The sequence below is a fragment of the Nannocystis sp. genome (assembly GCF_016714285.1).
GTDB lineage: Bacteria > Myxococcota_A > Polyangia > Nannocystales > Nannocystaceae > Nannocystis.
Genome location: NZ_JADJNN010000015.1, coordinates 148,327 through 161,621, shown reverse-complemented (window position 1 = coordinate 161,621; position 13,295 = coordinate 148,327). Strand labels below are relative to the sequence as shown.

12 protein-coding genes are annotated in these 13,295 nt (G+C 73.8%); 9 read left to right on the top strand and 3 right to left on the bottom strand.

Going from position 1 to position 13,295, the window contains the following annotated elements; translation table 11 throughout:
• Window position 1 precedes the first annotated feature (1 nt).
• Window positions 2-727, bottom strand: coding sequence for a glutathione S-transferase family protein (locus tag IPJ59_RS24750; protein ID WP_293261109.1), 726 nt, complete (start codon window positions 725-727; stop codon window positions 2-4).
• A 122-nt stretch (window positions 728-849) separates the two neighbouring features.
• Here IPJ59_RS24750 and IPJ59_RS24745 point away from each other — a divergent pair, with 122 nt between their 5' ends.
• From IPJ59_RS24745 to IPJ59_RS24720, 6 genes are all read left to right on the top strand, one after another.
• Entirely contained in the window at window positions 850-1,830 is a 981-nt protein-coding gene (locus IPJ59_RS24745) for a hypothetical protein (RefSeq protein WP_293273560.1), read from the top strand.
• Window positions 1,831-1,957: 127 nt separating this feature from the next.
• On the top strand, window positions 1,958-3,190 hold the full coding sequence (locus IPJ59_RS24740; RefSeq protein ID WP_293273559.1) for a DUF4215 domain-containing protein: 1,233 nt from the start codon (window positions 1,958-1,960) through the stop codon (window positions 3,188-3,190).
• Between the two features lie 92 nt (window positions 3,191-3,282).
• A complete protein-coding gene (locus IPJ59_RS24735) occupies window positions 3,283-4,059 on the top strand; it encodes a M50 family metallopeptidase (RefSeq protein ID WP_293273558.1) in 777 nt (258 codons plus the stop codon).
• Window positions 4,059-4,997: an aminoglycoside phosphotransferase family protein gene (locus IPJ59_RS24730; protein WP_293273557.1), complete on the top strand. Its 939-nt coding sequence runs from the start codon at window positions 4,059-4,061 to the stop codon at window positions 4,995-4,997. Before IPJ59_RS24735 ends, IPJ59_RS24730 begins: the two co-directional genes overlap by 1 nt.
• A 24-nt stretch (window positions 4,998-5,021) precedes the next feature.
• Window positions 5,022-6,047, top strand: coding sequence for a formylglycine-generating enzyme family protein (locus tag IPJ59_RS24725; protein ID WP_293273556.1), 1,026 nt, complete (start codon window positions 5,022-5,024; stop codon window positions 6,045-6,047).
• Window positions 6,048-6,067: 20 nt separating this feature from the next.
• Window positions 6,068-6,910: a metallophosphoesterase gene (locus IPJ59_RS24720; protein WP_293261091.1), complete on the top strand. Its 843-nt coding sequence runs from the start codon at window positions 6,068-6,070 to the stop codon at window positions 6,908-6,910.
• Between the two features lie 15 nt (window positions 6,911-6,925).
• On the opposite strand, the gene IPJ59_RS24715 is transcribed toward IPJ59_RS24720, so the two are convergent.
• A complete protein-coding gene (locus IPJ59_RS24715) occupies window positions 6,926-7,834 on the bottom strand; it encodes an oxidoreductase (protein WP_293261088.1) in 909 nt (302 codons plus the stop codon).
• 93 nt (window positions 7,835-7,927) lie between these two features.
• On the opposite strand from IPJ59_RS24715, the gene IPJ59_RS24710 reads away from it, so the two are divergent.
• The 3 genes from IPJ59_RS24710 to IPJ59_RS24700 all read left to right on the top strand — a co-directional run bounded on the left by IPJ59_RS24710 (window position 7,928) and on the right by IPJ59_RS24700 (window position 12,609).
• Window positions 7,928-8,557 (top strand): TetR/AcrR family transcriptional regulator, encoded by a 630-nt coding sequence (locus IPJ59_RS24710; protein ID WP_293273555.1) that lies wholly within the window; start codon window positions 7,928-7,930, stop codon window positions 8,555-8,557.
• A gap of 144 nt (window positions 8,558-8,701) precedes the next feature.
• Window positions 8,702-9,583, top strand: a complete 882-nt coding sequence (locus IPJ59_RS24705; RefSeq protein WP_293261082.1) for a sigma-70 family RNA polymerase sigma factor — start codon at window positions 8,702-8,704, stop codon at window positions 9,581-9,583.
• Window positions 9,580-12,609 (top strand): serine/threonine-protein kinase, encoded by a 3,030-nt coding sequence (locus IPJ59_RS24700; protein WP_293273554.1) that lies wholly within the window; start codon window positions 9,580-9,582, stop codon window positions 12,607-12,609. The genes IPJ59_RS24705 and IPJ59_RS24700 overlap by 4 nt, the downstream gene beginning before the upstream one ends.
• A 401-nt stretch (window positions 12,610-13,010) precedes the next feature.
• Here IPJ59_RS24700 and IPJ59_RS24695 read toward each other — a convergent pair whose 3' ends face one another.
• Window positions 13,011-13,232: a hypothetical protein gene (locus IPJ59_RS24695; protein ID WP_293261077.1), complete on the bottom strand. Its 222-nt coding sequence runs from the start codon at window positions 13,230-13,232 to the stop codon at window positions 13,011-13,013.
• Between the last annotated feature and the right edge of the window lie 63 nt (window positions 13,233-13,295).

The window sequence follows — 13,295 nt, the reverse complement described above, 5'->3', positions numbered from 1 at the left end:
CTCAAGGAACAGTGCCGCCGGGCGGGCGCTCGCCGAAGTAGCGGTTGTGCATGCGCTCGCTGTACGCGACCAGGTTCGGCAGGGCGGCCATGTGCTGCTTCATCGGGTTGTCGGCGGGGTGCAGCCAGATGCCGCCGGTGAGCGCGTAGAGGCTGGCGTCGATCGAGGTGGGGTTCGGGCCGAGGAAGTAGGGCTGCTCGCCGAGCAGCACCGCGATCGCGGTGAGGTCCTCGCAGCCGCGGCGGTAGATGTCGGCGCGCGCGTGGCGGCCGAGGCCCTGGCCGTGCAGGGCGCCGACGATCTTCTTGCGAATGACCTGGTGGACCAGGAGCTTGCCGATCACCGGCGGGAGCAGCTTCTCGAATGCCTCGCGCGTGAAGCTGAAGCCGCCGGGATCGACCCAGCGAGCGTACACGAGGCACCAGTAGAGGTGCTCCTCGACGGTGCGCCGGGCCAGGTGGGCGAGCGCCCGCTGGCTGTGATCGAGCGCGCCGTCCAGCGGGTCGCCGAGGCGGGCGTTCAGGTGGTCGAGGATGTCGCTCGAGTCGCTGATCGTCCGCCCGTCGTCGTCGATCCACGGCAGCTTGCCCTTCGGGTGCTTGCGCGGGTCGCCGCCGCGGGTGCGGTACGGCAGATCGACCATGCGGAGGTAAGTCTCGACCTTGGTGCAGAACGGGCTGAGGCTGGGGAGCCCCCAGGCGGGCGGCGGCTGGTACAGCGTGATCACGGTCGGCGGCATAGACCGCGCGCCGCGTCGCGGTCAAGTCGGGCCAGGCGGGCCGCGTCGGGGCCCACGCGACAATTTCGCCGGCTGCCCCCGGTCCTGGGTTTTGATAGCGTCTTGGGCGCATGCAATCGCTGTTCAACTTCTCGCCCTCCGAGTCGCTCGCCGTCCTCCGCGCGCTCAAGACCGTGGCGATGGCCGACGGCAATTTCGAGTTGAAGGAGCAGACGATGCTGGTCGCGTCGGCCGAGCTGCTCGGGGTCGAGGCCGACCCGTGCGACCTGCCGACGATCACCGCGCCCGAGCTCGCCGTCGCGGTGGCCGGCGCCGACGCCCGCATGGTCGCGCTCAAGGCCTGCCTGGTGATGGGTATCGTCGACGGCCAGATCTCACCCGAGGAGTGGAAGGTGCTGTCCGGGTTCCGCGGCGCGCTGGCCATCGACGAGGCGGCGCTGCACAGCTTCCACGACCTCGCCTATCGCCATCATCAGCTGCTCATGCACGACTACCGCCGCCAGGCCGGCCGCGCCAGCGGGAGCCCGGCGCACGGTGGCCCCGAGCGCGTCACGCTGTACGCCAGCGAGGGCTGGCAGGGCGTCATGCAGTTCTTCCCCGCCGATGTGCTCGCCGCCGCCTCGCCGCACCACGCCCGCGAGAACGCCGAGCTCGCGCTGCGCTACCGCCAGCTCGGCAACCTCCCCGACGGCACCCTCGGTCGCGAGCTGTGGCGCTACTATCGCGAGCGCCAGTTCGCCTTCGCCGACCAGCCCGGCTCGGTGCCCGAGGTGCTGGTGCACCACGACATCGTCCACATCATCTCGGGCTACGACAGCAGCCTCGAGGGCGAGCTGCAGACGCTGGCATTTACGGCCGGCATGCGCCAGGAGGACCCGTTCAGCGCGCTGTTCCTGGTGCTGCTGCAATTCACCGCGGGGCTGAAGGCGCTGGCCCGCGCGCGGGCGCTGTTCGACCCGGAGAAGGTGCTCCGCGCGCTCGAGCGCGGCCGCGGCACCGCGGTCGACTTCTCGCAGAAGCACGATTATTGGGATGAGATGGACCAGCCGATCGCGGCGCTGCGCGAGCGATTCGGCGTGCCCGCGGTGTAGCTGGGTGGCGAAGGGCCGCTCGCGGTCCGCCGCCGCGGAAGGCCATGCGCCGCCGCCGATCTTCCCGCTTGGCGGCCCACGCGGCGGCGGGCATCCTCGCTCGGATCTCCTGGAGACCGATTATCCCATGCGTACATTGACCCTGTCCCTGTCTCTCGCCCTGTTCGCGGTCGCCTGCGGCGACAACGGCAACAACACCAGCACCACCGGCGAGAGCACTGGCGCCGCGACGACTGGCACGGCCAGCGACGGCCAGACCACCAGCGCCAGCGACGGCCCGACCACCACCGGCGTCGACGCCAGCACCAGCGGCCCCACCAGCGAGTCGACCACCGACCAGCCGACCACCGCCGGTGAGAGCACTGGCGAGCCGGCCAGCACCAGCGGCGCCCCGCCGGTGTGCGGCGATGGCAAGGTCGACGACGGTGAGGAGTGCGACGACGCCAACGACGACAACACGGACGGCTGCGTCGCGGACTGCAAGAACGCGAGCTGCGGCGACGGCTTCGTCGGCCCCGGCGAGGCCTGCGACGACGCCAACCAGGTCGACGACGACGCCTGCTCGAACGCCTGCGCCGCGGGCAGCTGCGGCGACGGCGTCAAGCAGATGGGCGAGGACTGCGACGACGGCAACGACATCGACACCGACGCCTGCCTGAGCACCTGCGTCAACGCCAGCTGCGGCGACAAGTTCGTGGCGGAGGGCAAGGAGGAGTGCGACGACGGCAACGATGTCGACACGGACGCCTGCGTCGCCGGCTGCAAGGCGGCCAAGTGCGGCGACATGCTGGTGCAGGAGGGCAAGGAGGAGTGCGACGACGGCAACATGAGCAACGCCGACGCGTGCAGCAACATGTGCAAGTCGGCGACCTGCTCGGACAAGCTCAAGAACGCGGCGGAGACCGACGTCGACTGCGGCGGCACCGACTGCCCGGACTGCGCCAACGGCAAGGCCTGCGTCGACAACGGCGACTGCGCCAGCAACGTCTGCAAGGCGAACAAGTGCGTCCCGCTCACGCTGACGATCGGGCCGTGCGTGGCCGCCAACGTCACCAGCGCGCAGGCCTACGCGGCCGTCATCATGCCCAAGTGCGGCTGCCACGTCGGCGGCTCCGGCGGGCTCACCATGAGCAGCGCGGCGACCTTCAAGGCCAACACCGTCAACATCGACGCGACCATGGCGTCGATGAAGCGCATCACCCCCAACAATATCGACGCCAGCTACCTGCTCTACAAGGTGCACGGCCAGCAGAACAACGTGCCCAACGGGGGCGGCGGGCAGATGCCGCTCAACGGCCTGGCGCTGACCGACGCCGAGAAGTGCAGCCTGATCAACTGGGTGAAGAGCGGCGCCAACTGATCGCCTCGCACCACGCACCCGGAGGGGCGCGGGGGCGCGCCCCCGCGGGGGCGGGGGGACCCCCGGCCGCGGGCGTGATAGCATCGCCGTCCATGTCGATGGCCGCGCGAGCGCATGAGCGGGCCACGGGCCAGGTCGCGGCGACGCGGCGGGCCCGGACCGTGCTGCTGTGGAGCGTGGGGCTGGCGCTGCTGCTGCCCCGCATCCCGGTGCTGGCGGTGCTGGCGGTGCCCTTGATGTGGCTGTCGACGGTGGCGCACGAGCTCGGGCACGGGCTGACGGCGCTGGCGCTCGGCGGTCGCCTCGAGCACTTCGTGATCCGCCCCGACGGCTCGGGCACCGCGTTCACGAGCACCAGCGGCGGCGATGTCGTCGGCGCGCTGGTCTCGGCGGGCGGGCTGCTCGGGCCGGCGATCGTCGCGGGGCTGTGGTTCGTGCTCGGGCGCCGACCCGCGGCCGCCCGCGTCTGCCTCGGCCTGTTCGGCGCGGGCCTCGTCGCCGCCGCCGTGCTGGTCGCCGACCCGGGCTTCAGTCAGGCCTACCTCGGCGTGGTCGGCGGCCTCGCGCTGCTGGCCGCGGCGCTCGTGTCGGCCGCGTGGACGCAGTTCATCCTCGTGTTCCTCGCGGTCCAGCTGGCCCTCAGCGTGTTCACCCGCGGGGACTACCTGTTCACCGCGGTCGCCGAGTCGAGCGCCGGCGCGATGCCCTCGGACGTCGCGGTGATGGCCCGTCACCTCGGCGGACCGTTCTGGCTGTGGGGCCTCGCCTGCGGCCTCGTCTCGCTGGCGGTGCTGCTCGCGGGCCTGTGGTTCTACACCCGCGGCGAGACCCGCGTGTCGCTCGGCTCGCTGCGGGCGCGGGGCCGCTGATGCCGCCCCGCGACCCGCTGCAGCCGGGTCGTGCCAGCGAGGTCGGGGCCGACGCCAACCTGCTGCAGCGGGTCGCCCGCGAGGTCGGCTGTGACAGCGAGCAGCTGCGCTGGCGCTTCATCGGCTCGCCGCGCGGGCCCTGCCGGGTGTGGCAGGTCAGCGGCGTCCGCGATGCCGGCGGCGTGATCGTCAAGCAGTTCGGCAGCGATCGCGCCTTTCAGCAGGAGCGCCATGCCTACCAGCGCTGGCTGCCGCAGCTGCCCGAAGAGACAGCCTCGCTGCTGGCCGTATGCGACGCCCCGGTGCGCGCGCTGGTGCTGGCGCAGGTGCCCGGCGAGCCGCTCGCGCAGGCGCCGGTCACCGCGGGGCTCGAGCGGGCGGCGCACAAGCGGGCCGGTTACTTCCTGCGGGCCCTGCATGGCGTGCCCGAGCCCGATCGCGACCCGGTGTCGATCGGTCAGGCGGTGCAGCTGCGCCACGCCGCGTGGCTGGCTCGCGTGCGTCCGGCCGTGAGCGCCGACGAGTACGCCCAGCTGTGCGAGCGGGCCGCGCCGGTCGATCCGGAGCTGTTCGCCGGGGTCCGCCGCGTGCCCTGTCACCGCGACTTCACGCCGGGCAACTGGCTGGTCTCGGGCCCGGTGATCGACGGCCACATCGCCGGCCAGGGCGGCTTCTTCGTCGTCGACTTCGAGCACGCCCACCTCGACTGCCCGCTGTTCGACATCGTCAAGCTGTGGACCGACGTGTGGGGCGAGCGGCCCGACCTCGAGGCGGCCTTCTTCGCCGGCTACGGGCGGGCCCTCGGCGCGGTCGAGCAGCAGCAGCTGCGCGTGCTCGCGGCGATGCACGCGATGGCCACGGTCGCCTGGGCCCACGAGCACGCCGACCTGCACTTCCAGGCGCTCGGTCAACGCGCGCTGCGCCGCGTGCTCGGCTGAGCCGGCGGCGTGTTAGAAGGGGCCGTGCGCCCCGCCGCGATCGCGTGTGCATGCATCGGCCTCGCCTGCGCCCGCGAGCCCGCGCCGCGGCCGGTGCACGTGCAAGCACCGCCCGCCGCGAGCCCTTCGCTCGCGCTCGCCGAGCTGACGCCGGGCCCGGCCCCGGTCGCGCCGATCGCCGCGACCAGCGTGCCCGCGAGCCCGCCCGCGTCGCCCGCAGCGGTGGAGCCCGCGCTGCCGGTCGCGCCCGACGGCACGCGAGCGCTGCCCTGTCGCACGCCGCCCGCGGGCCTCGCCTGCGTGCCCGGCGGGCCGTTCCTGCGCGGCTCCGACGACGGCCCCGAGAACACCCACCCGCGCGCGACGGTGTGGCTGCAGACGTTTTACATGGACACGCACGAGGTCACCCACGCCGAGTACAAGGCCTGCGAGGCGCGTGGCGCCTGCGCGCCGGCGGGTCCGCGTTACAACGATTACGACCGGCCGCGCCAGCCGATCGTCGGCGTCAGCTGGCACGACGCGGTGGCCTACTGCGCCGCGCACGGCAAGCACCTGCCGAGCGAGGCGCAGTGGGAGAAGGCCGCGCGCGGGCCGGACGGCGCGCTGTATCCGTGGGGCGATGAGAAAGCCAGCTGCGCCCGCGCGGTGATCAAGGAGAAGCGCCGGCGCAGCTGCGGCGTGGCCAAGCTGGGCGAGCGCCCCGACAAGGGCCGCACCTTCGAGGTCGGCGCGCGCCCGGCCGGCGTGTATGGCCTTTACGACATGTCGGGCAACGCCTGGGAGTGGGTCGCGGACTGGGCCAGCGAGAGCTACGCGCGTTGCGGCGCGGCCTGCGAGGGCGTCGATCCGCTGGGCCCCTGCGGCGGGGCGAGCCCGTGCAAGCGCCACCACGAGCGGGTCGTCCGCGGCGGCTCGTGGTACTGGGAGGCCGAGTACGCGACCGCGATCTACCGCCGCACGCACGTGCCGAGCAACCGCCCGTATCACCATTACGGCTTTCGCTGCGCCGCCAGCGACGCCGAGCTCGCGGCCCTGTCGGCCGGCGCATGAAGCGGATATTCTGATCGCCAATGCGTCTCGCCTGGGCGACCGACATCCACCTCGATTTCCTCGCCGACGAGCAAGTGCGAGCATTCGCGGCGAGCCTGGTGGCCGACCGCCCCGACGCGGTGATCCTCAGCGGCGACCTGTCGCACGCCGAGCAGCTCGAGCACCACCTGCGCCTGCTCGCCAGCGCCACCGCCTGCCCGATCTACTTCGTGCTCGGCAATCACGACTACTACGGCAGCGGGGTCGCGGCGGTGCGCCAGGCCGTCACCGAGGTCTGCGCGCGCAAGCCCCGGCTGCGCTGGTTGCCCGCCTGCGGGGTGATCCATCTGTCCGAAAGGACAGCCATGATCGGGGTCGACGGCTGGGCCGACGCCCGCCTCGGCGACCCCGAGCACACGCCGGTGTTCCTCAACGACTTCATCCTCATCGAGGAGCTGGCCGCGACCCTCGACCCGGCCGCGCTGCGCGACCGCAGCCGCCTCCGCGGCGTCGATCGCCGGGCCCTGCACGCCGAGCTGCGCGCCCGCGGCGACGCGGAGGCGAGCCAGTGCGCGCAGCTGGTGAGCGCCGCGCTGGCGAGCCACGCCGAGCTGCTGGTGGTGACGCACGTGCCGCCCTTCGCCGAGGCGTGCTGGCACGAGGGTCAGCGCAGCGACGCCAACTGGCTGCCCTACTTCACCTGCGCCGCGGTCGGCGAGGTCCTGCGCGCGCAGGCGCGGGCCCACCCCGATCGCCAGATCACCGTGGTCTGCGGTCACACCCACGGCGCCGGCGAGGCGCAGATCGAGGCCAACCTGCGCGTGCTGACCGGCGCCGCCGAGTACCGCCGGCCGCAGCTGCAGCGGGTGCTCACGCTCGCGTGAGGCGCCCGGCGGGCTTCATGCCGCCTGCGCCCCCGCGGCGGCGAGCTCGAAGCGCACGCCGGTCAGCTGCTCGCACGCCGCCCACAATCCCGCGGCGATCTGCGGATCGCGGGCGCGTCGGGGCACGCGGGCCGGACCGGGCGCGCCGCGCATGCCGAACCAGCTGCGCGGGCCGTAGTAGTCGCCGCCCTGCACGTCTGGCGCCGTCGCGGCGTACAGCGAGGGCAGGGCGCCGGCCGCCGCCGACTGGCCCATCACGCCCATGATCCCGCTGAAGGCGTGGCGCTGCAGGTTGGTGTTGCTGCCGCCCGGGTGGGCGCCGACGCTGCGCACATGGCTGCCCGCGGCGCGGCGCTGCAGCTCGAGCATGAACACGAGGTCCGCCAGCTTGCTGCGCGAGTAGGTGGCCATCGGGCTGTAGCGTCGCTCGCTCTGGAGATCACCGAGGTCGAGCCGGGCGTTCCACGCCATCAGGCTGCTGACCGTGACCACCCGCGCCGCCGGGCTGGCCTGCAGCGCCGGCCACAGCAGGCCGGTGAGCGCGAAGTGGCCGAGCACGTTGGTGCCGAACTGGCGCTCGAAGCCGTCGACGGTGAGCTCGCGCCGCGGCAGGGCCATGATGCCGGCGTTGTTGACCAGCAGGTCGACCTGCGGGTGCAGGGCCCGGACCCGGGCCGCGAACTCCCGCACCGACGCCAGCGAGGCGAGGTCGAGCGGGACCAGCGACACGGCGCCGCCCGACTCACCCCGCAGCTGCTGCGCTGCCGCCTCGCCGCGGGCCGCGTCGCGGCAGCCGATGACCACGGTGGCCCCGGCGCGCGCCAGCTCCAGCGCCGTGTAATAGCCGATCCCGCTGTTGGCCCCGGTGATCACCGCGAGCTTGCCGCTCTGCCGGGGGATGTCTGCTGCTGTCCAGCTGCTCATGGCTCTGTCTCCGTTCTCCAGTAAACGAACGTTTACTTGGCGCGAGTCTTGGCCCGGTCGTGGTAGAAGTCAACGACCGTTTACAAGAAATCGATGCCGCCCCGCAAGCGCACCACCCCAGCCCCCCTCGCGCAACCATTCAAGGCGCGTGCGCAGCCAGTGAAGCCCGCCGCCCCGCGGCTCCGCGACGCCGAGCAGACGCGGGCCGACATCCTGCGGGCGGCGCGGCGGGCCTTCGCGACCGCGGGCTACGCCCGGTCCGGCATGCGGGACATCGCCGCCGCGGCCGGCATCACCCCGGCGCTGGTGGTCCGCTACTTCGGCTCGAAGCAGGGCCTCTTCGTCGCCGCGATCGCGGGCGAGCTGGCGCTGGAGCCCTTCCTCGCGGCCGAGCGCGGCGTGCTCGGCCGGCACATCGCGCGCCACCTGTTCAGCAAGCCGCGCCCCGAGGCCGACATCCTGACGATCTTGCTGCTGGCCGCGGGCGACGAGGAGGTGCGCGGGCTGGCGACCGAGCTGTTCACCGCCCGCATCGTCCAGCCGCTGGCGCGCTGGCTCGGCCCGCCGCGCGCCGAGGCCCGCGCCTCGCTGCTGCTCGCGCTGATCTCCGGCGCCTGGATGTTCCGCCGCGCGCTGCCGCTGCGCTCCTTCGCGGGCGGGCCCGACACCGTGCTGGTCGCCGAGCTCGCGGCCCAGCTTCAGCGCATTGTCGACGGCGAGTGAGCGCCCGGGCTCGCGGCGAGTCAGCGTGGGTTGCGAGCCTGCGACGGCGACGGGCCTGGTGCTTGCGACGGCGAGTGAGCGTCGGCCGCGAGCTTGCGGCGGCGGCGGGCCTCGTGCGATCGTCGCCCGCCCGGCCAGCGCGCCATGTCCTCGCCAGACCCGACCCCGCTCGCCGATCGCTTCCCGTCCGTCCCGGTCGCGGCGCGCCCGGCCCTCGAGCTGTTCCTGCGGGCTCGCCTGGGCGCCGCCCGTCAGGCCTGGCCTGGCCTCGCGTTCAGCGACGCCGACTTCGTCGAGCTCCTGCGCACCCGGGTCCCCGCGGACGTCGATCCCGCGATCGGCCTCGCGCCGCTGTGCAGCGACGACCTTTACCTCGCCGGCGCCTGCGCTCGCGGCGAGACCGCGGCGATCGCCGCCTTCCAGCGCAGCTACGCCGGTGAGCTCGCGGCCGCGTTCGCCCGCCTGGCGATCGGCGGCAGCGACCCCGAAGACCTCCGGCAACAGCTGCTCGCCCGCCTGTTCATCGCCGCCGACGGTCGCCCGCCGCGGATCGCCGAGTACAGCGGCCAGGGCTCGCTGCGCGCGTGGCTCAAGGTCGTCGCCCTGCGCCTGCGCATCGACCTCGAGCGGCGCAAGCGAGACCGCCGCGACAACTTCACCGACGCCGAGCGCCTCGCCGAGCAGGTCGGCGACGACCCCGAGCTCGAGCACCTCAAGCACCACTACCGGGCCGAGTTTCGCGCCGCCTTCACCGCCGCGCTGGCCCTGCTGACCGCGGAGCAGCGCGCGCTGCTCCGCTTGCAAGCGGTCGAGGGCCTGAGCGCCACCGACATCGCTCGCATCTACAAGGTCCACCGCGCGACCGGCAAGCGCTGGCTCGCCGAGGCCCGCGAGCGCCTGGTCGCCGAGACCGGGCGCCTGCTGGCCGAGCAGCTCGGCGACCGCGGCGTCGCCCTGGCCAGCATCGTCCGGCTGATCCGCAGCGACCTCAACGTCTCGCTGTGCCGCGGCCTCGGTGAGGCGTGACCGCCACCGCCACCTGCCCCGACGAGTCCGAGCTGGCCGCGCTGCTCGAGGGCGTCGCCACGCCAGCGCAGCGCCAGCGCATCGACGTCCACCTCGCCGGCTGCTCGAGCTGCGCCGCCGTGCTCGCCGCGTACGCGCGCGAGGCCACCGATGCGCCCGGGCTCGCCACCTCCGCCGCGCTCTCGCTCGCGCCGCGGCCGGTCGACGAGCTCCTGCCCGACGGCGCGACCCTCGGCCGCTTCGTCGTCCTCGGCCGCCTCGGCGCCGGGGCCATGGGCGTCGTCTACCTCGCCTACGATCGCCAGCTCGACCGCAAGGTCGCGATCAAGCTGGTCCGCGCCGCGCTGCTGGTCCACCCCGACAGTCGCGCCCGCCTGCTCCGCGAGGCCCAGGCGATGGCCCGCATCGCCCACGCCAACGTGATCGCCGTGTACGAGGCCGGCGAGCACGACGCGCAGATCTACGTGGTGATGGAGCTGATCCGCGGCGTCACCTTGCGCGCGTGGCTGGCTCCGACGCACACCTGGCGCGAGCGCCTCGCCTGCTTCCTGCAGGCGGGGCGCGGGCTGGCCGCGGCCCACGCGGCCGGCCTGGTCCACCGCGACTTCAAGCCCGACAACGTCCTCGTCAGCAATAACGGCGAGGTCAAGGTCACCGACTTCGGCCTCGCGCGGGCGCTCGACGGCCACGATGACGCCCGCGCCGCGACCATGACCGGTGGCGTCCTGGCGACCCTCGAGCGCAGCGCCCCGCTCGAGCGCTCGCTCACCGCCGCGGGCGCCGCGGTCGGGACCCCGGCGTACATGTCCCCGGAGCAGATCGACGGCCGCGCCGACGCCCGCAGCGACCAGTTCAGCTTCTGCGTCGCCCTGTGGGAGGCGCTCCACGGCCAGCGACCCTTCGCCGGCCAGGCCATCGCCGAGGTGTGGCGCAACGCCAGCCGGGGAATGTTCACACCTGTCCCGAGAGACAGCAAGGTGCCGGCGCGGGTGAACGCCGCGCTGCGCCGCGGCCTGGCCGCGCGGCCCGAGGCGCGCTTCGCCGACATGGACGCGCTGCTCGCCGCCCTCGCGTACGACCCGGCGGTCCGGCGCCGACGCATTGGCGTGAGCCTCGGTCTCGTCACTGGCCTCGTCACTGGCCTCGGCCTCGCCGGCCTGGCGATCGTCCGCGAGCCGGCCGTGACGCCGACCTGCACCGGCGCGGCCGGGCGAATGCAAGGTGTGTGGGACGAGGCCCAGCGCGAGCGGGTCCGCGGCGCCCTGCTGGCGACCCACCTCGATCGCGCGACCGCGACCTGGGAGCGCGTCGCCGCGAGCCTCGATGCATATGCGACGGACTGGATCGCCGCCCACACCGACACCTGCCTCGCGCACCAGCGCGGCGAGCAGTCGGGCGCCGCCCTCGACCTGCGCATGAGCTGCCTCGAGCGCCGCCGCGACGAGCTCGCCGCCCTCCGCGACGCCCTGGCGACGATCGACGCCGCCTCGCTCGACGAGGCGGCCCGCGGCGCTGCCCAGCTGCGTCCGCTGGCGCCCTGCGCCGATGTCGCGAGCTTGCAGCAAAGGGCAGGGCAGCTCGACCCGCCGCCAGAGCGCGCCGAGGAGCTCGCAGCGGCGCGCGCCGAGATCGACGCCGCCGACGCCCGCGAGCGGACCGGCCAGTACCCGGCGGGCCTGGTGCGGGCCGACGCGGCGCTGGCTCTCGCCATCCCGCTGGACTACGCGCCGCTCACCGCCGCGGCCCGGCTCGCCCGCGGTCGCCTGCTCGAGCGCCTCGGACGTTACGAGGACGCCGACGCCGAGCTCGGCGCCGCGATCGCCCTGGCCGATCGTTCCGGCGACGACGAGCTCCGGGCCGAGGCCGCGACCTGGCGCGTCGGCGTGCTCGGCCAGCGACTCGCCCGCCCCGAGGAGGCTGAACGCTGGGCCGAGATCGCGGCGGCCGTCGTCGATCGCGTCCACGCGCCGGCCGAACTGCAGAGCCGTCTCGATCGCTCACGCGGCGCCGTCCAGGTCGCACGCGGCGAATATGCCGCGGCCGCGGCCAGCTATCAGCGTGCCCTCGCGATCCGCGAGCTCTCACCGGCTGGACGCGCCGCGGCGCTGACCGGCCTCAGCAGCGTGCACGTCGCCCTCGGGGACAACGCCGCGGCCGAGCGCGACCTGCAGGAGGCCCTGCCGCTGCTCGAGCGCAGCCTCGGCCCGCAGCACCCGGAGCTCGGCGGCGTGCTCAACAACCTCGGCAATGTGCAGTCGTACCAGGGCCGCCGCGCGGAGGCGCTGGCGACCTTCGAGCGCGGCCTCTCGCTGCGCGAGCGATCGCTCGGCGAGGCCCACCCGCAGACCGCCGGCCTGCGCCTCAACTACGGCGGTCAGCTCAGCCAGGTCGGTCGCCACAGCGAGGCGGTCGCCCAGCTCGAGCGGGCCCGCGCCGACCTGCTAGCGAGCCTCGGCCCGGCCCACCCGAATATCGCCTACGCCGACGCGAACCTCGGCGAGGCCTGGCTCGCGGCGGGCGACCGCGACGCGGCCCGCCGCGCCTTCCAGTCGGCGCTCACCCTGCGCGAGCAGCTGCTCGGCCCGGACCACCCCGAGCTCGGGACCCTGCTGGTGTCGCTCGCCGAGCTCGCGCTGGCGTCCGGCGACCTGGCCGCGGCCGAGGCCGCGTTCACGCGGGCCGTCACGCTCTACACCGCCGACCCGGCCCACCCCCACTTCGACCTGGCGTCCGCCCGCGCCGGCCTCGGTCGCGTCGCGCTGGCCCGCGGTCGCGTGAGCGAGGCGGTGGCGCAGCTCGAGGCGGCCGAGGCGGCGGCCGTCGCCAGTGAGCAGGACCCGCTGCAAGTCGCAAGCATCCGCTTTGCGCTGGCCCAGGCGCTCGCCGGAGATCCAGCGAAACAGGCGCGGGCGCTCGCGCTGGCCCGGCTCGCGGAGGGCGTGCTCGCGGAGGGCGGGCCGGCGCGCGAGGCGGAGCTCGCGGAGCTGCGGGGGTTCATCGCGGAGCACGAACGCGCGGGGAGATAATCGCGTCACGATGCACATGTTGAGCCGAACGCTGGTGGACCCAAGAGGGGCGTTGGTCCTCCCCGCTCCCCGCCGGTTCGCCTCGCGCGTCACGGCCTATCTCGCGAACGAAGGCACGGGCGGTGGGCGGCGACGGGCACTGGGCGCGACGGGGGCTGACAAAGGCCAAGTACCGTGGATGGTTGGGTTTGCAGCGCAGATTCTGCCTGCGAGATGCCATGACCACTAAACGGGATCTCGTCGATCCAGGATTTGTCGGAGGAAGGACACCGCGACGTCGACGTCTCGCGTGGTGCGCGGCTCAGCCCGCGCGCTGACGGCGAGTCCGCCGACGAGCGCCCATGGGCGTCTCAACCACTCCAGTTCCACTGCGATCGCCGCGAGTGCCCGCACCAGTTCGTTCACACGCCGAACCTCGACAGGGCGATCGGTCGACCGACGCAGTCGCCGTCCTCGGCGCCCGGCCGCGTGCGCTGCCAGATCCCGAGGAGCTTGCGGATCTCCGTGTTGCTCGCCGCGGGGTGACGGCGGCGCAGGTTCTGCTCCATCATCCGCGTAGCGAGCTCGGAGAGCTCCAGCGCGGTGCGGAGTCTGGCGGCGGCTGCGTCCGAATCGGAGCTCATGGCGCGGCAGCCTACCACGTTGCTCGCCCCGGCCTTTCTCACCGCCCACGATCGCGCAAAAAA